24 protein-coding genes are annotated in these 22346 nt (G+C 71.0%); 10 read left to right on the top strand and 14 right to left on the bottom strand.

Annotated features, from left to right (window positions below):
* From AABA78_RS10120 to AABA78_RS10095, 6 genes are all read left to right on the top strand, one after another.
* Positions 1 to 900: a sterol desaturase family protein gene (locus tag AABA78_RS10120; protein ID WP_338262767.1), complete on the top strand. Its 900-nt coding sequence runs from the start codon at positions 1 to 3 to the stop codon at positions 898 to 900.
* Between the two features lie 168 nt (positions 901 to 1068).
* Positions 1069 to 2658: a glucose-6-phosphate isomerase gene (locus tag AABA78_RS10115; RefSeq protein ID WP_338262766.1), complete on the top strand. Its 1590-nt coding sequence runs from the start codon at positions 1069 to 1071 to the stop codon at positions 2656 to 2658.
* A gap of 61 nt (positions 2659 to 2719) precedes the next feature.
* Positions 2720 to 2941: a hypothetical protein gene (locus AABA78_RS10110; RefSeq protein WP_338262764.1), complete on the top strand. Its 222-nt coding sequence runs from the start codon at positions 2720 to 2722 to the stop codon at positions 2939 to 2941.
* Positions 2942 to 3932: 991 nt separating this feature from the next.
* Positions 3933 to 4514, top strand: a complete 582-nt coding sequence (locus AABA78_RS10105; protein WP_338262763.1) for an SAM-dependent methyltransferase — start codon at positions 3933 to 3935, stop codon at positions 4512 to 4514.
* 56 nt (positions 4515 to 4570) lie between these two features.
* Complete coding sequence (locus AABA78_RS10100) at positions 4571 to 5341, top strand: SDR family NAD(P)-dependent oxidoreductase (RefSeq protein WP_338262762.1); 771 nt, start codon at positions 4571 to 4573, stop codon at positions 5339 to 5341.
* Positions 5342 to 5383: 42 nt separating this feature from the next.
* Positions 5384 to 5911, top strand: coding sequence for a hypothetical protein (locus tag AABA78_RS10095; protein ID WP_338262761.1), 528 nt, complete (start codon positions 5384 to 5386; stop codon positions 5909 to 5911).
* On the opposite strand, the gene AABA78_RS10090 is transcribed toward AABA78_RS10095, so the two are convergent.
* The 10 genes from AABA78_RS10090 to atpG form a co-directional block, all read right to left on the bottom strand.
* Positions 5901 to 6941 carry a cytochrome d ubiquinol oxidase subunit II gene (locus AABA78_RS10090; protein ID WP_338262760.1) on the bottom strand — a complete coding sequence of 347 codons (1041 nt, stop codon included), beginning with the start codon at positions 6939 to 6941 and terminating at the stop codon, positions 5901 to 5903. The two genes, AABA78_RS10095 and AABA78_RS10090, sit on opposite strands and share 11 nt — an antisense overlap.
* Positions 6931 to 8271 carry a cytochrome ubiquinol oxidase subunit I gene (locus AABA78_RS10085; RefSeq protein WP_338263583.1) on the bottom strand — a complete coding sequence of 447 codons (1341 nt, stop codon included), beginning with the start codon at positions 8269 to 8271 and terminating at the stop codon, positions 6931 to 6933. Before AABA78_RS10085 ends, AABA78_RS10090 begins: the two co-directional genes overlap by 11 nt.
* A 36-nt stretch (positions 8272 to 8307) precedes the next feature.
* Positions 8308 to 8820, bottom strand: coding sequence for a hypothetical protein (locus AABA78_RS10080; RefSeq protein WP_338262759.1), 513 nt, complete (start codon positions 8818 to 8820; stop codon positions 8308 to 8310).
* A complete protein-coding gene (locus AABA78_RS10075; protein ID WP_338262758.1) occupies positions 8817 to 9221 on the bottom strand; it encodes a phage holin family protein in 405 nt (134 codons plus the stop codon). Before AABA78_RS10075 ends, AABA78_RS10080 begins: the two co-directional genes overlap by 4 nt.
* Positions 9222 to 9410: 189 nt before the next feature.
* The gene (locus tag AABA78_RS10070) at positions 9411 to 10442 is read right to left on the bottom strand and encodes an ADP-ribosylglycohydrolase family protein (RefSeq protein ID WP_338262757.1); all 1032 of its coding nucleotides are present in this window, start codon (positions 10440 to 10442) and stop codon (positions 9411 to 9413) included.
* A gap of 438 nt (positions 10443 to 10880) precedes the next feature.
* Positions 10881 to 11150, bottom strand: coding sequence for a hypothetical protein (locus AABA78_RS10065; protein ID WP_171412818.1), 270 nt, complete (start codon positions 11148 to 11150; stop codon positions 10881 to 10883).
* A gap of 134 nt (positions 11151 to 11284) precedes the next feature.
* Positions 11285 to 11689, bottom strand: coding sequence for a F0F1 ATP synthase subunit epsilon (locus AABA78_RS10060; protein ID WP_338262756.1), 405 nt, complete (start codon positions 11687 to 11689; stop codon positions 11285 to 11287).
* A gap of 29 nt (positions 11690 to 11718) precedes the next feature.
* Positions 11719 to 12270: a hypothetical protein gene (locus AABA78_RS10055; RefSeq protein ID WP_338262755.1), complete on the bottom strand. Its 552-nt coding sequence runs from the start codon at positions 12268 to 12270 to the stop codon at positions 11719 to 11721.
* Between the two features lie 8 nt (positions 12271 to 12278).
* A complete protein-coding gene (gene atpD / locus AABA78_RS10050) occupies positions 12279 to 13724 on the bottom strand; it encodes a F0F1 ATP synthase subunit beta (protein WP_171412815.1) in 1446 nt (481 codons plus the stop codon).
* 332 nt (positions 13725 to 14056) lie between these two features.
* Positions 14057 to 14953 carry an ATP synthase F1 subunit gamma gene (gene atpG, locus AABA78_RS10045; protein ID WP_338262754.1) on the bottom strand — a complete coding sequence of 299 codons (897 nt, stop codon included), beginning with the start codon at positions 14951 to 14953 and terminating at the stop codon, positions 14057 to 14059.
* 254 nt (positions 14954 to 15207) lie between these two features.
* On the opposite strand from atpG, the gene AABA78_RS10040 reads away from it, so the two are divergent.
* Together AABA78_RS10040 and AABA78_RS10035 are read left to right on the top strand one after the other, a co-directional pair.
* Positions 15208 to 15855, top strand: coding sequence for a SanA/YdcF family protein (locus AABA78_RS10040; protein ID WP_253894947.1), 648 nt, complete (start codon positions 15208 to 15210; stop codon positions 15853 to 15855).
* A 114-nt stretch (positions 15856 to 15969) separates the two neighbouring features.
* Positions 15970 to 16245 carry a hypothetical protein gene (locus AABA78_RS10035; RefSeq protein ID WP_171412812.1) on the top strand — a complete coding sequence of 92 codons (276 nt, stop codon included), beginning with the start codon at positions 15970 to 15972 and terminating at the stop codon, positions 16243 to 16245.
* A gap of 107 nt (positions 16246 to 16352) precedes the next feature.
* On the opposite strand, the gene AABA78_RS10030 is transcribed toward AABA78_RS10035, so the two are convergent.
* On the bottom strand, positions 16353 to 17657 hold the full coding sequence (locus tag AABA78_RS10030; RefSeq protein WP_338262753.1) for an SMI1/KNR4 family protein: 1305 nt from the start codon (positions 17655 to 17657) through the stop codon (positions 16353 to 16355).
* Between the two features lie 213 nt (positions 17658 to 17870).
* Between AABA78_RS10030 and AABA78_RS10025 the strand changes: the two genes are divergently transcribed.
* A complete protein-coding gene (locus AABA78_RS10025; protein ID WP_120603835.1) occupies positions 17871 to 18230 on the top strand; it encodes a thioredoxin family protein in 360 nt (119 codons plus the stop codon).
* Between the two features lie 4 nt (positions 18231 to 18234).
* Here the strand turns inward: AABA78_RS10025 and AABA78_RS10020 are convergent, their stop codons facing one another.
* The gene (locus tag AABA78_RS10020; RefSeq protein ID WP_338262752.1) at positions 18235 to 20100 is read right to left on the bottom strand and encodes an ABC transporter ATP-binding protein; all 1866 of its coding nucleotides are present in this window, start codon (positions 20098 to 20100) and stop codon (positions 18235 to 18237) included.
* Positions 20101 to 20137: 37 nt separating this feature from the next.
* Complete coding sequence (locus AABA78_RS10015; protein ID WP_338262751.1) at positions 20138 to 21109, bottom strand: universal stress protein; 972 nt, start codon at positions 21107 to 21109, stop codon at positions 20138 to 20140.
* A 513-nt stretch (positions 21110 to 21622) separates the two neighbouring features.
* On the opposite strand from AABA78_RS10015, the gene AABA78_RS10010 reads away from it, so the two are divergent.
* Complete coding sequence (locus tag AABA78_RS10010) at positions 21623 to 21784, top strand: hypothetical protein (RefSeq protein ID WP_171412808.1); 162 nt, start codon at positions 21623 to 21625, stop codon at positions 21782 to 21784.
* Between the two features lie 80 nt (positions 21785 to 21864).
* Here the strand turns inward: AABA78_RS10010 and AABA78_RS10005 are convergent, their stop codons facing one another.
* Positions 21865 to 22071, bottom strand: coding sequence for a CsbD family protein (locus AABA78_RS10005; protein ID WP_338262750.1), 207 nt, complete (start codon positions 22069 to 22071; stop codon positions 21865 to 21867).
* Positions 22072 to 22346: the final 275 nt, after the last annotated feature.

The following is a 22346-nucleotide window of genomic DNA, read 5'->3' as shown; positions in this document are numbered from 1 at the left end:
ATGGACATGACGCACATCCCCGACCTCATCACCCCGGCCATCCCGGTGTTCGTCATCACCGTCATCGCCGAGGTCTTCTGGGTGAAGAAGCTGCGGCAGGAGCGCGGCGACACCGTCAAGGGCCACACGTGGAAGGACACGCTGGCCAGCCTCTCCATGGGCCTGGGCAACGTGGCGGTGGGCGTGTTCTGGAAGGGCGTGGCGTTCGCGGGCTACGCGGCGCTCTACCACCTGACGCCGCTGCGCCTGGGCCACGGGCTTCTGGCCTGGGTGCTGCTCTTCTTCCTGGAAGACCTCTGCTACTACGCCTTCCACCGCGTCCACCACGAGAGCCGCCTCTTCTGGGCGTCGCACGTGGTGCACCACTCCAGCCAGCACTACAACCTGTCCACGGCGCTGCGGCAGACGTGGACGCCCATGACGGGCTGGGTGTTCTGGGCGCCGCTGGCGCTGCTGGGCTTCTCCCCGGAGATGATCGTCACGCAGCAGGCGGTGAGCCTGCTGTACCAGTACTGGATCCACACGGAGGCCATTGACCGGCTGCCGCGTCCGGTGGAGTGGCTGTTCAACACGCCGTCCCACCACCGCGCGCACCACGCGTCCAACGCGGCCTACATCGACGTGAACTACGCGGGCATCCTCATCCTCTGGGACCGGCTCTTCGGCACGTTCGTCCCGGAGACCGAGCGCCCCATCTACGGGCTGACGAAGAACCTCACCACGCACAACCCGGTGCGCATCGCGTTCCACGAGTTCGCCGCCATCGCGAGGGACGCGGCCCGCCCGGGGCCGCTGAGCCAGCGGCTGGGCTACATCTTCCGCAACCCGGCGTGGAAGCCCAAGGGGGCGCTGCCGCCGGAAGCCCCACCGCCCATGGAGGCCGCTCACCCGGCCCCGTGAGGTCCGCGCCTTCCGGGTGGAGGACAGCCCGGGGCGGGAACCGACGTCCAGGCAACGCGGCGCGCGACATCCTTGCGTCCGCGCCATGCGGGCCTTGCTACGGTGCGCCGCGACGGTTCTGGCGGGCGCCGCGCATGCGGTCGGCGCCCCTTGCAAGGGAGTCGGGACATGACGGAGCGCGAGTTGTGGGAGCGGTACCAGCGGCACCTGTGCGTCGTCCCCTCGGTGGGGCTCACGCTGGACATCTCCCGCATGAACTTCGGCGCGGACTTCCTGGACGGGATGCGCTCGCGCATGGACGCGGCGTTCCAGGCCATGGACGCGCTGGAGAAGGGCGCCATCGCGAACCCGGATGAGAAGCGCCGCGTGGGCCACTACTGGCTGCGCGCCCCGGAGCTGGCGCCGGAGCCGGAGCTGAAGAAGGCCATCACGGACATGCAGGCGCAGGTGGCCGCGTTCGCGAAGGACGTGCACGCGGGCAAGGTGAAGCCCGCGAAGGCGGCGAAGTTCACGCAGGTGCTGATTGTCGGCATCGGCGGTTCGGCGCTGGGCCCGCAGCTGGTGGCGGACGCGCTGGGCAGCGGCCGGGACGCGATGCAGGTGCACTTCCTGGACAACACGGACCCGGACGGGATGGACCGGGTGCTCAACGGCCTGGGCGAGCGGCTGGCGGAGACGCTCACCGTCGTCATCAGCAAGTCCGGCGGCACCAAGGAGACGCGCAACGGCATGCTGGAGGCGGAGGCCGCCTACACGCAGCGCGGCCTGGACTTCGGCGCGCACGCGGTGGCGGTGACGGGCGACGGCAGCGAGCTGGACACCTACGCGAAGGGACACAAGTGGCTGCGCACCTTCCCCATGTGGGATTGGGTTGGCGGGCGCACGTCGGTGATGTCGGCGGTGGGGCTGGTGCCGGCGCAGCTGCAGGGGCTGGACGTGGAGGGCTTCCTCGCGGGCGCGAAGGACATGGACGCGGCGACGCGCGTGCATGACGCGGCGGCGAACCCGGCGGCGCTGCTCGCGCTGATGTGGTTCCACGCGGGCGGCGGCAAGGGCCAGAAGGACATGGTCATCCTGCCGTACAAGGACCGGCTGATGCTGATGTCCAAGTACCTCCAGCAGCTGGTGATGGAGTCCTTGGGCAAGGAGCTGTCGCTGGACGGCCAGGTGGTGAACCAGGGCATCGCCGTCTACGGCAACAAGGGCTCCACGGATCAGCACGCGTACGTGCAGCAGCTGCGCGAGGGCGTGAACAACTTCTTCGTCACCTTCGTGGAGGTGCTGAAGGACCGGGACGGCAAGTCCCTGGCGGTGGAGGGGGAGAACACCAGCGGCGACTACCTGCTGGGGTTCCTGCTGGGCACGCGCCGGGCGCTGTTCGAGAAGGGCCGCGAGTCCATGACGCTCACCGTGCCGGACGTGAGCGCGCGCACGCTGGGCGCGCTGGTGGCCCTGTACGAGCGGGCGGTGGGCTTCTACGCGAGCCTCGTGAACATCAATGCCTATCACCAGCCGGGCGTGGAGGCGGGCAAGAAGGCCGCGGGCCGCGTGCTGGAGCTGCAGGGCAAGCTGCTCTCGAAGCTGAAGGCGGCGAAGGCGGAGGCGCGCTCGGCGGAGCAGCTGGCGCAGGACATCGGCGCGGCGGATGAGGTGGAGACGGTGTTCAAGCTGCTGCAGCACCTGTCCGCCAATGGCGACCACGGCGTGAAGCGCACGGGCGGCGCGCGTCCGGCGGAGGCCCGCTTCCAGGCCGGGTGACAATGCCTTGCCCGCGGGGGCAATGCCTGACGGTTCCAGGCCACGGCTAGCCTGGACCGTCATGGGCCGAGCACACGCGGTGGGGCTGTGGCTGTGCGTCCTGGGCGGGATGGCGGCATGTCCTGAGGTGCACCGTCCGGGTGGCAAGCTGGACCGGGCGGCGCACCAGGACACGTTGGAGCGCATCCACGAAACGGGGTGTGACGCGAATGACGTCAAGCGCCTCTGCCCCGAGGACACCGAGCCGAGCAAGGAGTGCCTCGAGCTGTGTGGTGGCCCATGACGCGGCCCTGGCACGTCCCCGCGAGCCTGGTGGCCTGTCTCGTCCTCCTGGCCCCCGCGTTCTTCGTCCTCCGACAGGCACGGGAGGCCCGTGCCGCCCCCATGCCTGAGCCGGAGGGCACGGTCCCCATGCTCCGCTACGACGAGCGGATGCGGCGGGTGACCTACCACCATCCCTGTTCGAAGCAGACCGACTGTGAGGCCCCTCTCGTCTGTTACCGCGACGTCCGCTTCCGACGCTATTGCACGGACAGCGCCTGCACGACCGACAGCCAGTGCCCCGAAGGACAACGATGCACGACCCTGCCCGTCCCCAGTGCGGGAGCCCTGGTCAGGCTCTGCGCGCTCGTCGGCATTCGCCAGGAGGGGGAGCGCTGCCTGGAGACTGCTTTCGATGCGACCTCCGCATGCAAGGCGGAGTTCGAGTGCATGGGGAGGGATGGCTACTGCGCTCGCTCCTGCACCCTCGGTCAGCCCGGAACGTGTTCGGAGGGTTTCTTCTGCGCGGACGTGAAGCCGAAGCCCTCGTGCCTCCCCACGTGTGAGAAGCGCGGCTGTCCCCAGGGACAGCGCTGCATCCCGTTCGCGGAGGGCACCTCCATCTGCGCGTCCACCCATGGCCCGAACTGCCTGGACACCTCTTGTCCTGATGGCCGCAAATGCGAGGTGCTCTCGCACTCGGAGTTCCCCGGCAAAGTGTGGACGGAGTGCGTCCAGCGCTGCTCCGCCACGAACTCGACCTGTGGCGAGAGTCAGGTCTGCGACCGCTACCACTGCCTCCAGGCCTGCGACCCGAACGGCCCCAACCCCTGCGCCGAGGGCTTTCACTGCGACCGGAGGAACGTGAAGCGCCCATGGTCCTGTCAGCCGGATTACTGGCGCGGCCCTCCCTGACCGCCGCTGGACGCTCCGCCTGCCCCGGGCGCACGGGATGTAGCGGGCCCAGGGAGGCTCCATCCTGAGGGTTCGCGTTCCCCCCCAGGAGCCTCCCGATGGAACCGTCATCCGCCCTCCTGCTGACCCCTCCTCCGCTTCCGCGGGAGGCCGAGGATTCGTGGCGCTTCGACGCGCTGGGCTGCGTGCGCAGCCGCGACGACGTCACCCTGGCCTCGCTCCCCCGCGCGCGCTACCGCTCCGCCCTGGAGATTGGCGGCGCCATCGGCCTGCTCACGGAGAAGCTCCAGGCCCGCTGTGACGCCCTGCTCTCCCTGGAGCCCTCCGAGTCCGCCCAGGCCCGCGCCATCCACCGCTGCCGCCACCTGCCGCACGTGCGCTTCCAGCGGATGGACGTGCCGCACGGCGCCCCGGAACAGACCTTCGACCTCATCCTCGTGTCCGAGCGCGGCGCCTACTGGAACCTCCGCGAGCTGGCCCTCGCGCAGCAGCGCATCCTCGAGCGCCTGGAGCCCGGCGGGCACCTGGTGCTCGTGCACTGGACCGGCCAGACGCGCGACATGCGCCTGGACGGCCACGCGGTCCACGACGCCTTCCGGCAGCTCACCCCGCGCCACCTGCGCCACCTGCGCGGCGAGATGGAGGGCACGTACCGCCTGGACGTCTTCGAACGCCTCTGAACGCCCCGCTGAATCCCCTCCCCCACCCGGCCCGTGCTGGCGGTAGAAGGGACGGCATGGAACTCGGAATCACGGGGAAGACGGCGCTCGTCACCGGCAGCAGCCGGGGCATCGGGAAGGCCATCGCCATGGTGCTGTCGCGCGAGGGCGCCCGGGTGTGCGTGTGCGCGCGCCGCCTGGAGCCGCTGGAGGTCCTCGCGAAGGAGCTGCGCTCCGAGGGCGCCCAGGTGGCCACCGTGGTCGCGGACGTGGCCACGCAGGAGGGCGCGTACTCGGCGGTGGACGCCGCGGTGCGCGCCTTCGGCTCGCTGGACATCCTGGTGAACAACGTGGGCGGCAGCGGCGGCGCGGGCGCCTTCGACGCGGCCAGCACCCAGCAGTGGAACGACGTCCTCCAGCGCAACCTGATGTCCGCCGTGTGGTGCAGCCAGCGCGCGCTGACCGTGATGCGCCAGCGCGGCGGCGGCAGCATCGTGAACATCAGCTCCATCTTCGGCCGCGAGTACGCCACCAGCGCGCCCTACAGCGCCGCCAAGGCGGGCCTCATCGCGCTCACGAAGGAGATGGCCATCGACCTGGCGTCCCACCGCATCCGCGTCAACGCCGTGGCCCCGGGCTCCATCTTCTTCCCCGGCGGCAGCTGGGACCGGCGCCAGCAGCACGACCCGGAGGCCGTGGCCAAGATGGTGCGCGAGCAGATTCCCTGGGGCCGCTTCGGCACCCCCGAGGAGGTGGCGGACGTGGTCGCCTTCCTGTGCTCGGAGCGGGCGAAGTGGGTGACGGGCGCCACCCTCCCCGTGGACGGCGGACAGGGCCGTGCCTACTAGGCCCGGGTGCGGTATGGAGTCCGCGCGAATGAGGGCCACGCATTGCTGAAGCTCTACAAGAAGGACGGCGACACCCTGCGCTACTGGGAGGCGTGGGAGCACGAGGGCGTCGTCACCGTGCACTGGGGCACCGTGGGTGACGGCGGCGAGCAGAAGGCCGTCCCCGTCCCCCCGGACGAGGACCCCGACATGGTCATCGCGCAAGAGGCCGAGGCCCTGGTGGACGCCGGCTACGACGAGCCCGAGCCGGACGCCATGGCCGTGCTGCTCGTGGAGTACACCGTGCAGGGCAAGGGCACCGGCCATGACTTCGAGCAGCGCAACGCCGTGGAGGAGCTGCTCACGGACGCGCTCGGCTGGACGGGCAACGGCGAGGTGGAGGGCGGCGAGACGGAAGCCGGCGTCATGCGCGTGCACTGCCGCGTGATGGACCCCGACACCGCCGCGCGCACCGTGGTGGAGGCCCTGGACGCGGAGGAGCTGCTCGAAGGCGCCCGCGTGCTGGTGGCGCGGGGCGACGAGAAGCCCCGCGTCGTGCACCCGCCCCTGTTCCCCGTGCTCAAGTCGTAGGCACCTCCGGAGCCTGGGGAGCCCGGGGCGCCTGGCCCCGGGGCCCGAAGACGCGGAACAGCAGCACCAGCGACGGCACCACCGTCACCAGGCCCACCGCGAGCGCGACGAGCAGCAGCCGCTGCACCACCAGCGGCGCCGCGGTGCCCTGGAGCGTCAGGTGCGGGTAGACGAGGTAGGGCGCCTGCGACACCGCCCACCCCAGCACGATGAGCCCGCCCTGCGTGGCCGCCGCCACCCGCGCGGCCCGGAAGCGCCGCGTCCACAAGAGCGCGAACGCCGTCACCGCCGCCACCGCGGTGCCCCCGTGCAGCGCCAGCGCGAACGGCGTCTGCGACAACCCCATCCACACGCGCGGCGCCCCCTCGCGCGACAGCAACAGGACGGCCAGGGCCAGCGGGAACAGCAGTCCGCCCGTCACCAGCGCCCGGCGCCGGAAGTCCTCCGCCAGCTCCGGCGTGCGCGCCTCATGCGTGAGGTACACGGCGGCCAGGAACGCGAACAGGCCCAGCGTCAGCGCGCCCACCGACAGCGCGAAGGGCGACAGCCACGACGCGAAGAAGCCGCTCACCACCGCGTGCCCCTGCATGCGGATGGCGTCGCTGGCCACCGCGCCCACGCACATGCCCAGCAGCAGCGGCGCCACCACGCTCGCGACGCTGAACACCACGCCCCAGCGGCGCTCCACCACGTCGCCGCGCGTGTCGTAGGCGCGGAAGGTGAACGCAGTGCCCCGGAACACGATGCCCAGCACCAGCAGCGTCAGGGGCACGTGCAGCGCCACGCTCAGCGCCGCGAAGGCGCGCGGGAAGCCGCTGAACAGCAGCACCAGCCCGACGATGAGCCAGACGTGGTTCACCTCCCACACCGGGCCGATGGCGCGGGCGATGAGCGCGCGCTGCTCCGCCTTGCGCGGCCCGCGCGCCAGCAGGTCCCACACCCCGCCGCCGAAGTCCGCCCCGCCCAGCAGCGCGTACAGCACGAACGTGCCCGCCACCGCGAGCCCCAGCCCCCACGTCTCAGTGGACATGGGCCACCTCACCGTCCACCACCGCCCCCGGCTTCCCGGGCAGCGTGCCCGCCACCTGCCGCCAGAGCACGAACAGCACCGTCACCCCGAGGAACAGGTACACCGCCGTGAAGGTGAAGAACGGCGCGGCCAGGTGCGGCACCGGCGTCACCGCCTCGCCCGTGCGCATCACGTCCCGGACGATCCACGGCTGCCGGCCCCACTCGGTCACGAGCCACCCCGCCTCCAGCGCCACCAGCCCCAGCGGCCCCGACAAGAGCCAGGCGCGCATCATCCCCTTGCCGTGCGGCCACTCGCGGCCCCGCCACCGGCGCCACAGCGTGGCCAGCGCGAGCAGCGCCATCAGGCTGCCCGTGCCCACCATCACCTGGAAGGCCAGGTGCACCTTGGCCACCGGCGGCCAGACGTCCCGGGGGAACTCATTCAACCCCTTCACCTCCGCGTCCGGGTCCGCGAAGGCCAGGATGGAGAGCCCCTTGGGCAGGTCGATGGAGCCCGTCACCGTGCGCTGCTCCACGTCCGGCCAGCCGCCCACCCGCAGGGGCGCGCCCGCCTCCGTGTCGAAGTGCGCCTCCATCGCGGCCAGCTTCACCGGCTGCGCGCGCGCCACGTGCTTCGCGGACAGGTCCCCCATCAGCGGCTGCGCGAGCGCGGTGACGCACGCGAGCGGCAGCGCGATGGACAGCGCCTTCCTGTGGAAGGAAGCGCCCGGGTGCTTGAGCAGGATGAACGCGTGGATGCCCGCCATCGCGAACGCGCTGGCCTGATAGCAGGACAGCAGCACGTGCGCCGTCTGGTACTGCCAGCCGGGGCTGAACATCGCCACCAGCGGCTGCACGTCCGTGGGCCCCGCCGGCGTGGGCGTGAAGCCGGACGGGTTGTTCATGAACGTGTTCACCAGCGTGACGAAGAACGCGCTCGCCGCGCCGCTCACCGCCACCATCCCGCCGCTGAACAGGTGCAGGCCCGGCGACACGCGCTCGCGGCCGTACAGGTAGATGCCCAGGAAGATGGCCTCGGTGAAGAAGGCCACGCCCTCCAGGCTGAAGGGCAGGCCAATCACTTCCCCGTAGCGGCCCATGAACTCCGGCCACAGCAGGCCCAGTTCGAACGAGAGCACCGTCCCGCTCACCGCGCCCACCGCGAAGAGGATGGCCGTGCCCTTGGCCAGCTTCTCGCTGAGTTTCCGGTAGTCGGCGTCCCCCGTGCGCCGGTGCTTCAGGTCGCTCAGCACCATCAACACCGGCAACGCCACGCCGGCCGCCGCGAACACGATGTGGAACGCGAGCGACAGTCCCATCTGCGCGCGCGCATAGAGCAGGTCCGTCATGGACATCAGTCTGCTTTATGCGCGCTTTTTACGCATTCAGGATTTCTTATAATTCTCCACAGTCACCTTGTCCGCGGGGACCTTGGTGACGGTCCGCGAGGGGACCAGGGTCTGGATGGAGTTGCGGGCCACGGCGGTGGCGAGCGAGGTGGCGAAAATCATCACCACCTTGCGGCCCAGCTCGGCGCCCAGCGGCTTGTCCTCGATGCTGGTGGCCACGCGGTCCGGGTGCGCCCAGGCGCGCTCCAGGGCCTTGCGGCGCTGGCGGCGCACGCGCTCGTCGTGGTGGCGGGCGCGGTAGATGGCGATGCCCACCCCCAGGCCCACCGCCACCAGGGCCGCGGCCCCCACGGTGACGAGCAGGTCCTTGTGCTGGTTGACGTGGTAGCGCACATCCGTGGCGCGGGTGCGCCGGCGGTCCAGCTCCTCCAGGGTGAGGAGCAGCTCGTCGCGGATGCGGTCCGCGGTGTGCTCCACCTGCTCGCGGTCACCCATGCGCTTGGTGATGGCGTGGTCGCTGTGCGCTTCGAGCTCGGAGGCCTGGCTCATTGGAGCGTCTCCCGGGTCAGCTGAAGGTCCGTCTTCAAGCGCTCCTGGGTGTGCACCAGCGGCTTCTTGGGAACCCGCCTGGCGCCCAGGAACAGGAGGAGGCCGGCCACGGCCAGCAGCACCGCGCCCACGATGAGCACGCCCACCGCGGCCCCCAGCGGCAGGGCCAGGCCCAGCGCGACGAAGAGCACCGCCAGCGACGTGAGGGCGAGCACGGCCCCCGCTCCCAGGAAGATGCCCGCCATCTTGGCCGCTTGCAGCTCCTGCTTGAGCTCCTTCTTGGCGTGCATCACCTCCGCCTTCACCAGCAGGCGGGTCTCCGACAGCGCATGCCGGATGAGTTCCGGGGTGGAGAGCGTCTCCAACTGGCTGCGCTCCAGGCGTTCCGATTCGAGGTCCACGACCGTGCCTCCGACAGGATGACTTCCGGGGCATCACCGATGGACGCCTGCTCGGCGTCCCGGCTGTCCCCGGTCTGTCCCTGAAGGTGGTCAGGAAGGGTGGGCGGGAGAAGTCCCGCCGTACACCCCGGCCGCGTCCGGCTGCCTGCCTGGTACCCCCGCCCCATGGAGCGGGCCAGGGTCCAGGACCTAGCGGCGGGTCTTCTGGTGCGCGATCGCCGTGGCCAGCGTCTCGCGCACCTGCCGGGCCCGGAACAGGCGGTCCGCGGTGTCCAGCAGGTTCTCCGCGTACAGCACCTGCTTGCGCAGGCGGGCCGGGATGGCGCGGGTGCCCAGGTGCGCGCCCAGGAGGGCCCCCGTGAGCGCCGCGGCCACGTCCGCCTCGCCGCCGCAGCGCAGCGTCATGACCACGGCCTCGCGGAAGTCGTGCGGCACCTTGAGCGTCGCGTACAGCGACGTGAGCAGCACCGGCACCACGTGGCACGGCAGGCCGTCCACGCCCTTCAGCTCGCTGGGGGGCACGCCCACCTTGCGCAGCTGGTTGAGCGCGCGCTGGGTGTCCCAGGTGAGCAGGCGCGGCAGGTGGCGGATCTCCTCCGCCAGGTTCTTGTCGTGCACGGCGGTGGACAGCGCCAGGGCCTCGCAGAAGGCCGCGGGCGTGAGGGCCTCCTCCTCCATGCCCAGCGCCACCGCCTGCGCGAACGCGGCCGCGGCGGCGGCGCAGACGGGGTCCTTGTGCGTGATGACGGTGAGCACGCCCGCGTCGTGCGGCAGGCGCGCGCGCTGGCCGCTTTCGAAGAGGCCCACCACCAGCGCGCGGCTGAGCACCGACGGGCACTTCGTGCCCAGGGGCGCGCCCGCGCTCATCCACGGCGTGCCGCCCGACAGCCGCTGTAGCGCCTCGGACAGGCTGCGCGGCGGCTGCAGGATGATGCCCTCCTGCCACAGCCACGCCAGGTGCGCCGCCGCGCTGCGGCCGTCCACCTTGCCCTCGCGGATGACGCTCTCCGCGGCCGCGAGCAGGAGCTGCGTGTCGTCGCTGAACTGGCCCTTGGCGAACTTGCCGCGCGGCCGGGGCGCGAAGTCCTCCGCCAGCCCGGGCAGCCGCGCCAGGCTCGCCGGGGGGATGCCCCTCAGCGGAAAGCCGAGCGCATCCCCGATGGCGAGCCCGAGAAATGCCGCATGGAACCTGTCCTGGCGGTCTGCGGGAGTCAGCGGCATCGGAGGGGCGGAGATTACCCGAGCCTCAGCCAAGGACGAGCACCGAGATGAACGCTGCGAGGGCGCGCGACGCGACGGCGGATCGATCATGGGGCCTTGACGTGCACGGAACGGATGCGGTGGAGCGCTGGACAAGAAAGGTCCCGCTGGATTGCACCGCGCGCGTCGCCACTGTCCGCCTCCTTCGCCGTAACGACGGCGCAACCGGGGGCGCGGTAGCTATCGCATCCCGCTGCGTTTCAGCAAGCAGGCGAGCCCGTTGAAACGCGCGAGCACGCGTGCATGTCCAACTTCGAATGCTGCGCATGGAACGAAAGGGACGCACGGGTGGCCGCGCGTGGGTGCGCAAGGCGCCGTGCGCGTGCCCTGCCCACGGGCTCAGGTGTTCACCTTGACGCGCGCGACTTCACTTCGTCCACGCGCGCGCATGCACGCTGATCACGAATCGTCGCGGCCCAGGTTGACCACCGCGAGCAGCCGCGCCACCACGGCCTCCGCGCCCTGATGCAGCCGCGCGCCGTCCCACAGCGCGGGGGACGTGTGGCCGCCGCGCTCGCGCCAGTCCTTCTCCACCTCTTCGTAGGTGAGGTTGCGGAAGCGCACGCGGTCCTCCAGCGCGTGGTCCGTGACGAAGCGGCGCGCGGTGGCGGACGGCGGATCCGCGATGCGGTGGAACAGTTCCAGGACGGGCGATTCAGGAGCGCTCATGACAGCGCCGCATCATGCGCCGTCCGGCCCCTGGAACGCGAAAAGGGTGGAGCGCCTGCCCCAGGTCGCGGGGCTTCGCGGCTCCACCCTTCCGGTGCTTCACGCGCGCCCGGTCAGGACGCGCGGGCGGGACCTCAGCGGGACTCGGCGGCGCCGATGCGCGCGGCCTCACGGCGCACCGCGGCCTGCTCCAGCGCGTAGCGCGCGTCCGCGCTGTTCAGGTCCTTGAGGCGCGCCTGGGCCTCCTCCATGCGGCGGCGGGCGCTCGCGACGTCGATGCCGGTGACGTGCTCGGCGGCGTCCGCCAGCACCAGCACCTTGTCGTTGCTCACCTCCACGAAGCCGCCGGCCACGAAGTAGCGGTCCTGCTTGCCCGCCTCGATGAGGGTGAGCGTGCCCGGCTCCACCAGCGACAGGAACGGCGTGTGGCCGGGCCGCACGCCGAACAGGCCCTCTCCGCCCGGCACGATGGCCTCGTCGGCCTGCACGGACAGGATGCGCTTCTCGGGGGTGACGATCTCGACAGTCAGCTTGGCCATGAAGGTCCTCGTGCTACCGCACTACCGCATCAGAAAGTCAGCCGCTGGGTCTTCACGCCCACCGGCTCGAACTCCAACACCCCGGCGTCCGTCAGGCGGGGGCCCTTGCCCGGGATGCCCAGGGTGCCCTCCAGCCACTTGAGGTGGTGGGCCATCTGCCGCACTTCCGACAGCTGCTTCGTCGTCATCAACTCCGTCAGCCGCCGCTCCTGGAGCTTCTGCCCGGTGCGGTCGAACTGGGCCGCCACCATCACCCGCGCCCACGCCAGGCCGCTGCCCTTCGTCTTCTTCTTGCCGGGGGGCGGCTTGCCCTTCTCCACCAGCGGGTAGAGCACCCAGACCTTCTCCCCGTCATTGGAGGCGAAGTACAGGTCGTCCACCGTCCCCACGCACACGTCCGCCGACCAGAGGGGCCCGTTCTCCTTGAGCATCTCCAGCCGGCACTTCCCCACGCCCACGTCCACCGTGCGGACGCTGTAGAGCCCGTTCGCGCTCACCCGTGCCCGGCTGGCGCGCTCCTCCGCCAGGGCGGAGGGCGCGGCAACACACAAGAGCAGGGCGAGCGCGACGGTCAGGCGCATGGGTGTCCTTAAGCCGCCGCCAGCTTGCGGGCCTTCTCCTGCGCCTCCTCGATGGAGCCGACCATGTAGAAGGCGGACTCCGGGAGGTCGTCGTGCTTGCCGTCCGCGATCTCCTTGAAGGAGCGGATGGTGTCCTGGAGCTTCACGTAGCGGCCGTCCAGGCCGGTGAAGACCTTGGCCACGAAGAACGGCTGGGACAGGAAGCGCTGGATCTTCCGGGCGCGCGCCACGGACAGCTTGTCCTCTTCGGACAGCTCGTCCATGCCGAGGATGGCGATGATGTCCTGGAGCTCCTTGTAGCGCTGCAGGATGCCCTGGATGCGGCGGGCCACGGCGTAGTGCTCGGCGCCCAGCACGTCCGCGGACAGGATGCGGCTGGTGGAGTCCAGCGGGTCCACGGCGGGGAAGATGGCGAGCTCCGCGATGGAGCGATTGAGCACCGTGGTCGCGTCCAGGTGGGCGAACGCGGTGGCGGGCGCGGGGTCCGTCAGGTCGTCCGCGGGCACGTAGATGGCCTGCACGGAGGTGATGGAGCCCTTGGTGGTGGAGGTGATGCGCTCCTGCAGGCCGCCCATCTCCGTGGCGAGCGTGGGCTGGTAACCCACCGCGCTGGGGATGCGGCCCAGGAGGGCGGACACTTCCGAGCCGGCCTGGGTGAAGCGGAAGATGTTGTCCACGAAGAGGAGCACGTCACGGCCCTCCACGTCGCGGAAGTACTCCGCCATGGTCAGCGCGGAGAGGGCCACGCGGGCGCGGGCGCCGGGCGGCTCGTTCATCTGGCCGTACACGAGGACCGCCTGGCTCTTCTCCAGGTTGTCGGTCTGGATGACCTTGGTCTCCTGCATCTCGTGGTACAGGTCGTTGCCTTCGCGGGTGCGCTCACCGACGCCGGCGAACACGGAGAAGCCGCCGCGCTCCACGGCCACGTTGCGGATGAGCTCCTGCAGGAGCACCGTCTTGCCCACGCCGGCGCCGCCGAACAGGCCGATCTTGCCGCCACGGGTGTAGGGGGCGAGCAGGTCGATGACCTTGATGCCGGTCTCGAACATCTGCACGCGCACGTCCTGCTCCGTGAACGGAGGGGGCGCGCGGTGGATGGGCCAGTACTCGGTGGCGTTCACGGGGCCCATCTCGTCCACCGGCTCGCCGGTGACGTTCATGATGCGGCCCAGGGTGGCCTTGCCCACCGGCACCTGGATGGGGGCGCCCGTGTTGCTCACCGGCATGCCGCGGCCCAGGCCCTCCGTGGAGTCCATGGCGATGCAGCGCACGGTGTTCTCACCCAGGTGCTGAGCCACCTCGATGGTGAGGTTGTCCTTCTCCGCGCCCAGGTTGGGGTTGGTCAGCTTGAGGGCGGCGTACACCTCAGGGAGCCCGCCGGGCGGGAACTCCACGTCGACCACGGGGCCGAGAACCTGCGTGATCCTGCCAGTCGTCGGGACTTGAGCGCTCATGGGACTCCTCTGCCTTGTCTCGTATGGCGAGCGGCCGGGGCGCCGCCGCCCGTCAGGAAATCGACCCCGAAAGAGGGGTGTGGGCGGGCCCCCTTTACCGGGGGGTGCCCGGCAGGGTCAAGCCTCCCGGGTCCGCGCACGTAAGTCTCGCTTAGCGGAGCGGTGTCCCCAGCGCCAGTCCCTTGCGCTTCCCCTCTGACGCGCCTGCTCGTTGGGGAGCCTCAAAGGGGGGAGCCTGGAACGGCGAAGGGCCCGTGCCCGGCGCTCGTGGGAGCGCGAAGCATCGGGCCCAGCGTCTGAAGCCGAGGGGGTGCGACCGGACGGGAGGCGGACTACTTGAGGGCCTCGGCGCCGGAGACGATCTCCATGAGCTCCTTGGTGATGACCGCCTGGCGGGTGCGGTTGTAGAGCAGGGTGTAGCTGGAGATCATGTCCGTGGCGTTGTTGGTGGCGTTCTCCATGGCGCTCATGCGCGCGCCCTGCTCGCTGGCCACGCTCTCCAGCAGCGCCCGGTACAGCTTGATGTTGACCGCCTGGGGCACCAGCCGGTCCAGCACGGCCTGGCGGGACGGCTCGTACTTGAAGTCCACCAGGGCGGGCGCGGCGGCCACGGTCTCCGGGGTGGGCGCGGCGGCGGCCTTCGCCGTGGCGGGCTGCAGCGGCAACAGCTGCGACACGACGACGTTCTGGGTGATGGCGGAGACGAACTCGTTGTAGACGACGTAGACCGCGTCGACCTCGTCGTTGAGGAAGGCGGCGGCCAGCTCTTCCGCGACGTTGGCGGCGGAGCGGTAGTTCAGCGTCGCGTACAGGCCGGCGAAGTCCTTGCGGATGGACTGGCCGCGGTTGCGGAAGAAGTCATTGCCCTTGCGGCCCACCGTGGAGACGCGCACCTGGAGGTTGCTGTTCTCGTACAGGTAGCGGTTGGCGCGGCGGATGACGTTGGAGTTGAAGCCGCCGGCGAGGCCGCGGTCGGACGTGAGGAGCAGCAGCTCCACGCGGCGGATGGGGCGGGAGGCGAGCAGCGGGTGCGCCAGCTCCTGGTCGGCGGAGCGCACGGCCAGCTCGGAGATGATCTGCTCCAGCGTCTGCGCGTACGGGCGGGCGGCGAGGATGGCGTCCTGCGCCTTGCGCAGCTTGGCGGCGGAGACCATCTTCATGGCCTTGGTGATCTGCCGCGTGTTCTTCACCGAGCGGATGCGCTTGCGGATGTCGCGAAGGGACGCCATGGACCGGAAACTCCTCTAGGACGACGTGCGGCGCGCGCCCCGTGACAGCCCGGGCTGGCCATGAGGGACGGCGGGCCCCCTATATAGGCGGGGCGGGGGCCGGTCAACGGCGGGGTGCCCCGGACCGGGCCCCCCTGGAGCCCGTTCAGGGGCCGGGCGGGCGTGAACAGTTCCCGCTTCCGGGCCGCCCATGGCGCTTTGCCCCCTGGGGGCGACGGAAGAGAATGGCCCCTTCCGACTGTTTCGCGGGGTCCATGAAGGCTGGCGGCACGACCAGGGTGTGGGTACGCAGGGGCCTGGGGCTGCTCGGGCTGGCCGTGGCCGTCCTGCTGGGCCTGTCCCACTTCGTGCGCCTGCGCTACCAGGGCCGCATCGTGCCGCTGGCGGGGGCCCCGGAGGCCCCGGTGGCCCTGGTGTTCGGGGCGGGGCTGGCGCCGGGCGCGGTGCCGTCCCCGGTGCTGGCGCAGCGGCTGGACGCGGCCATCGCGCTGTGGCGGCAGGGCAAGGTGCAGTCGCTGCTGGTGAGCGGGGACAACTCCGCGCCCTTCCACAACGAGACGCGGGCCATGCGCAACTACCTGCTGGAGCGCGGGGTGCCGGAGGACGCGGTGCTGGGCGACGAGGCGGGGCTGTCCACCTACGACAGCTGCCTGAGGGCCCACTCGGTGTTCGGCGCGGACCGGGCGGTGCTCGTCACGCAGCGCTTCCACCTGTCTCGGGCGCTCTTCATCGCCAACTCGGTGGGCATCGACGCGTGGGGCGTGGCGGCGGACGAGGGACGGGCGACCCCCTGGCGCTACACCGTGCGCGAGACGCTCTCCCGGGTGCTCGCGCTGGGGATGGTGCTGCTGGAGGTGAAGCCCGGCAGCCCTGACGGCCAGCCGCCGACGGCTCCTCGCTGAAGGGGCCGGGCCCGGCAGGCAGGCGGGCGGCGGCGATTGCCGCTCCCGTCCCGGAGTCCCATTTTCGAGGGGACACGGAAAGCTTTTCTCAACCGTCCCTGTCGAGGAGACCCCATGCGGTTCAACAAGCTCGGAGACGAGGATGTGGGCGAGTCCACCTCGCTGCGCCACCGGAACCCGGACACCGGAGAGGACGAGATCAACATCACGGACCAGGACCTGGCCCTGTCGCCGCCCATGGAAGAAGAGGCGGATGCGCGGGACATCCTGCCGGATCAGATCCAGCGCTTCGGCCGGGCCGACGAGGAGGAAGAGGAGCGCGAGCTGACCGCGCAGCCCGATGAGCCGGGCCCGCGCGCGCAGTCGCCGGACCTGCTGCCCGAGGGGTAGCCGGGTCCGAAGCCGGATGCAGAGACAGGGCGCGTCCCCGTGCGTGGGACGCGCCCTTTGTCGTCAGGTGGGAGCCCCGTGGGGTTCCCACCTGGCCACCGCAGGGCTCAGGACCGGCGGCGCGAGGACTTCTTCGCGGCGGCCTTGCCCGTGGTCTTCTTCGCGGCCCCGCCCTTCTTCGCGGCGGCGCCACGCTTCTGTGCGGCACCCTTCGCGGCGGACTTCTTCGCGGTAGCGCCCTTCTTCGCGGCAGCGCCACGCTTCTGTGCAGCGCCCTTCGCGGCGCCCTTCTTCGCGGCAGCGCCGCGATTCTGGGCGGACTTCTTCGCGGTGGCGCCCTTCTTCGCGGTGGCGGCCTTCTTCGCGGCAGCCTTGCCCGTGGCCTTCTTCGCGGCCCCACGCACGGGCGCGGCCTTCTTCGCGGCGGCCTTGCCCGTGGCCTTCTTCGCGGCCCCACGCACGGGCGCGGCCTTCTTCGCGGCGGCCTTCTTGCCAGCCGCCTTACGCGCTCCCGTCCCGGTGGGGCCGGCTTCGCTCGGCGCCTCCGCTCCGGTGGCCGCGGCCTTCTTCGCGGCGCTCTTCCGGGCGGGCCCGGACGGCGCTTCCGTGGCGACAGGGGCGGTCTTCTCGCGGCGGGCCTTCTTCGCGGTGGGGCGCTTCGACTCGGGCTCCTCGAACAGCTCCTCCTGCTCGGGGGCCTCCTCCTCGCCGGTGTCCTCGGCCATCTCCGCCTCCAGCTCCTCTTCGCTGGACACCTCGGCCTCCTCGTCCTCGCCCGCTTCACGGGCCAGGGCGGCCAGGTCGCTCGAGTAGTCGCGGCCACGGCCCGCGGGCGCCTCCTCGTCCTCGTCCGCCGCCTCGGCCGCGGCGCCGGACAGCGCGCCCTGGAGCACGGCGTTCATCGCGCGCGCGAAGGTCCGCTCCCCGAAGCTCTCCACCTCCTCGACGGGCGGAATCAGCACCTCGAGCATGTCCTTGAGCGTGCGGTACAGCCGCATCTCCTTCTTCTCGCCGTCCCAGGTGCCGAAGACCCAATCGTCCCCGTCCAGCGCCTCCACCCAGCCGGGCAGCGGCCCGCCACCGTCACCCTGCTCCTCCATCGCGGACTTGCGCGCGACGAACAGGTGTCGGTGCGCCCCCTTCAACCCGAAGCGCCACACGCCCGCGGCAGGCAGGCCCACCACCATCAGCCGGCTCTTCTCCAGGACGCTGGGCGCACCCTCGCCGCCACGCAGCGGGTACAGCCGCACCTCGCCCTGGAACTCACCGCCGTTGAGCGCCTGATACAGGTCCGCCAGGTCCTCCGGGAACGGGACGCCGCACTCCGTCTCCGCGCGGCGGACCTCCTCCGCCTGCACACCCTCCGAGGTCGCCTTCGCCGACTTGCGCAGTGCCTCCAACCACTCGTGCATGACCCCTCCACGACATCGACTGCCACCAGGGCTCGCACCTTATGGTGCCTGGGCCCCCGAGCGCAGCGTGCATGTCGGGTTTCGTCCACCCGACGCCTGTAGACATATCTGGACAACCTGACACGCCCGCCCCCTCCATCCCTCCTGTCCGCCTGCCCCCGGGGCTGGCAGCCTGCATGGAAGCCCGGTCCCCCGGGCGTTAAGAGGGAGGCCATGGCGCATCCCGTAAGCATCGAGGCGACGACCGAGACCTTCGACTCGCTCGTCATGGAACCCCGAGACGAGCTGGTGGTCGTGGACTTCTGGGGCCCCGGCTGCCCGAACTGCGACATCTACGCGGCCGCCGAACCCGAGCTCCTCCAGGAGCTGGACGGCGCCCCCATGCGCGTCGTCAAGGTCAACGCCTACGAGCACGAGGCCCTGGCCACGCGCTTCGGCCTGTTCGGCATCCCCACCTTCCTGCTGTTCCGCAACGGGAAGCTCTTGGGGAAGATGAGCCAGTACTACGGCAAGCCGTACTTCCTGGGCGTCATCCGCGACCACCTGCCCGGCGGCGCCAAGGCCCAGGCCTGAAGCCTCAGTCCCGGTAGCCGCGCGCCTGCAGCCGGAACAGGTGCGCGTACCGCCCGTCGAGCGCCATCAGCTCGTCGTGGCTGCCCAGCTCCTGCACCGTCCCGTTGTGGAGCACGGCGATCTGATCCGCCATTCGCACCGTGGAGAAGCGGTGCGAAATCACGATGGCGATGCGGTCCGCGGCCAGCGCCTGGAAGCGCTCGAAGAGGGCGTGCTCCGCCTCCGCGTCGATGCTGGCGGTGGGCTCGTCCAGGATGAGCACCTCCGCGTCGTCGCGCATGAAGGCGCGGGACACGGCCAGCTTCTGCCACTGGCCGCTGGACAGCTCCTGGCCCTTCTCGAACCAGCCGCCCAGCATCGTGTCGTACTGCGACGGCAGCGTCGCGATGACGGTGTTGGCCCCGCCCTGCTCCGCCGCCCGTTCAATGGCGGGCCGGTCCTCCAGCGCGGGCACGTGGCCCAGGCCGATGTTCTCCGCCACGCTGAACTGGTAGCGCACGAAGTCCTGGAACACCGCCCCGAAGCGGCCGCGCAGGTCGTCCGCGTCCATCCGCGCCGTGTCCACGCCGCCGTAGAGGATGGCGCCCTCCGTGGGCTCGTACATGCGCAAGAGCAGCTTCACCAGCGTGCTCTTCCCCGCGCCGTTCTCCCCCACCAGCGCCAGCTTCTGGCCGGGCTTGAGCGTGAGCGACACGTTGCGCAGCGCCCACGCGTCCTTGCCCGCGTAGCGGAAGGACACGTCGCGCAGCTCGATGGCGTTGGTGCGTCCGCGCGGCGGCGAGACGGCGGGCAGGGCCCGGGGCGCGCTCGCCACCGTGGGGATGTCCAGGTAGGCGAAGAGGTTGCTCATGAAGAGCGCGTCCTCGTACATGGAGCCCACGCTGGTGAGGATGCCCTGGAACGCGGCCTGCCCCTGCCGGAACACCGCCAGGTACAGCACCATGTCGCCCACGGAGATGCCGCCGGACGCGGCCTTGCTCGCGACGAAGAGGTAGCAGCCGTAGAAGGCCGCCAGCGACAGCAGGCCCAGCCCCAGGCCCCACACCATGCGCTTGCGCGCGAGCGCCCGGTCCTCCGCGAAGAACTTCTGGAACAGCGTGCGGTAGCGCCCCAGCACCAGCGGCCCCAACCCGAAGAGCTTCACCTCCTTCACGGTGCTGTCGCGCGTGAGGATCCACTCCAGGTAGTTGAGCTTGCGGCCCTCCGGCGCTCTCCACGAGTACAGCCGGAAGCCCTCCGCCGCCAGGCGCGCCTCCGCGATGAACGCGGGGATGGACGCGAGCAGCAGCACCGCCACGCTCCACGGAGACAGCGCCACGAGCAGCACCGCGTAGGTGGACAGGGTGATGACGTTGCGCACGATGCTGAACGCCTGCATCACCAGCGACAGCGGGCGCGCGTTCGCCTCGCGCCGCGCGTTCTGCATCTTGTCGTAGGTGTCCGAGTCCTCGAAGTGCCGCAGCTCCAGGTCCAGCGCCTTCTGGAGGATGCGCTCGTTGAGCAGGTTGCCCAGGTGCGCGCGCAACAGGTCCTTCGTGAGCGTGAGCCCCCGGTCCACCACCGCGGAGGCGATCATCAGCGCGAACTCCGTGGCCACGAGCCCCAGCACGCGCGAGTGCGCCGCCGCGTCGCCCTTCGCCGCGGCCACCACCGTGTCCACGATGAGCTTGCCCACCCACGCGATGCCCGCCGGCAGCACCGCCGCCACCAGCGTGAGCGCGCCCAGCACCACCGCGCCCCGGGGGCTCGCCCGCCAGAAGAGGCGGAAGGTGCCCGGCAGCTGCTTGAAGAGGACGCCCGCGTTCTTCAGGCGGGCACGGAGCGAAGGCGGTGTCGACGGCGTGGGAGGTGGCAAGGTGCCGCCCCTCATAACGCCACGCTGGCCGCCGCGCTGGACTTCCCTGCTTTCAGGAAGCCGGGATGTTCCCCCCGTCCGGCAGGGCGGCGGGCGGGGCGGCGTGCCGGGAGATGAGCACGTCGCAGTGCGAGCGCCGCAGCACGCCTTCGGCCAGCTCGGACGGCGGGTTCGCGGAGGACATGCCCAGCGTCAGCAGGTCCGACTCCCGCTCGAAGGCCTCCGCGAGGATGCACTCGCGCGGGTCCCCGAAGCGCAGGCGGCTCTCCATCACGCGGCCCGTCTCGCGGTACGGCGCCAGGAAGCGCCCGAGCGCCCTGCGCGCCGCGTCCTCGCGCTCCTGCCGCAGCTGGAACTCCTGCGTCAGGTGGCCGTCCTGGTGGCGCAGGGCCTCCTCCTCCGCGCGCAGGTCCACCACGTGCAGCACCTCGATGGGCGTCGAGGCCGGGCACAGGCGCATGGTCAACTCCAGCGCTCGCCGGGACTCGCGCGAGAAGTTCACCGCGACGAGGGGCCGGTGGTAGACGCGGCCCGGGTGCGGCATCACCACCAGCACGGACGCGTCCACCTCCCGCACCAGCCGCAGCACCAGGGAGTTGTCCGGCAGCGGCTTCAGCGGAAAGGCCGGGTGGGGCCGGCCCACCACCAGCACCTCCACGCCCTGGTCCTTCGCCAGCTCCGCCACCACGTGCGGCGCGTCACCGGTGCGCAGCTCCTCGCGCACGTCCACGTCCGGCCGCTGCCGCAGCCGCTTCGCCGCGGACGTCACCGACCTGCGCAAGCACCGCTCGCAGGCCACCGTCCCGTCCGGCCCCTGGTGGCCGTCCAGCGGGGGGCTGACGTGCAGCACGCTGAAGGCCGCGCCATGCGCCAGCGGGAGCCGCAGCGCGCGGGCCAGCGCGAACTCGGATTGCAGGGAGAAGTCCAACCCCACCGCCACCCGCCGCAACCCCCGCTGGGCGCGGGGGAGACCTTCGGAGAGCAGGGGCAGACCCTTTCTGCTGGAAGACACGTTCGGTCGCATGTCGACTCCCTTCCTTCCACCACCTCACCGCTTGGACGCGCCGCGCGGGCCTCCGGGGCGTGGCGACCTGGCGGCTCACGCACCCGGGCTGAAACATCCAACGCACGGCTCAGGGGGCATCCGCCTCACGCGGGCCCTCATGGACATACATTCAGCCGGGTCGGTGGATGTGCCACCCGTCTTGCGAGGACGCCACGTCCACAGCAGGGCAGCGGGGCACGCGAGCGGCGAAGCCCGGCAGGACACCGGACCAGGGCATGCGGACAGGCTGCCCTTCCTCCGGCCGGAGCCCCGCGCTGTAACGTTTTCAGGGCGCGGCACCGCTTCGTTCAAGGACTCCGGGGCAGTCGGGCGTTCAGGGCCGTCGTTCCAGGCGCTTGGGACGTTCACGGGTGGACTGCGGGGAATGGGAGCGCGCTCCTGGGTTCGGCCAGCCCTTTGCAGAGACGTCTTCCCGGCCTCTCACGAGGCCATGGGCGGCGGGTCGGACGGCAGGAAGCAAGGGAGCGGGACATGCGCGGGGTCATCACCGGACGTGAGGTGGTTGCCAACCTGGGACTCATCTACCGGGAGTTCGGAACAGCCTGTGTGTTGCGCTGTCTCTGGGTGATGCTCAGCGGCAAGTCCACCACCTTCCTGGAGGTGGCGTGTCCCTGCGAGAAGCTGCGGCAGTGAGCAGCACCCGCTGAAGACAGCTCGGGCCGCGGGAAGCACTGGCTTCCGCGGCCCGAACGGTTTCAAGCAGTGAGCGGTCGCTAGCGGTGATACGGATCCGCGTCGCGGCGCGGGGCATCGCGGTCGTCGACCGCGTCCTTGATGGCGTGCTTCACGTCCTCGACCACGCCCTTGATCTTGCCCTTGGCCGTGTCCGCCTTGCCCTCGGCTTCCAGCGAACGGTCGCCGGTCGCGACACCCACGGTTTCCTTCACCTTGCCCTTGGCCTTGTCAGTCCACTCGCCCATGGCGTCCTCCTGACGTCGGTGTGTGAATCGTTGTGGAGGACAACGTGCGCACGTCGCGGGCCCGCGACAGCTGGCGGTGGTGCGGGCCCGTCCGCACGGCTGCCCTCCTTGGGTGTGACGTGACTGTCACAACCTGAAATGTCAGACAGTGGACAGTGCTCGGCGCACGCGGAAACGACACCCGCGCTGCCCGCCCTACCCGCTGCGTCCCTGCTATTCACGAAGACCCGGGAGTCTGCGGCACAAGAAGCGGACGTTGCATTGACGCCCCCGCG

Source organism: Corallococcus caeni, from assembly GCF_036245865.1.
In the GTDB taxonomy this organism is placed as follows: domain Bacteria; phylum Myxococcota; class Myxococcia; order Myxococcales; family Myxococcaceae; genus Corallococcus; species Corallococcus caeni.
This window is presented reverse-complemented; position numbering and strand designations above follow the sequence as displayed.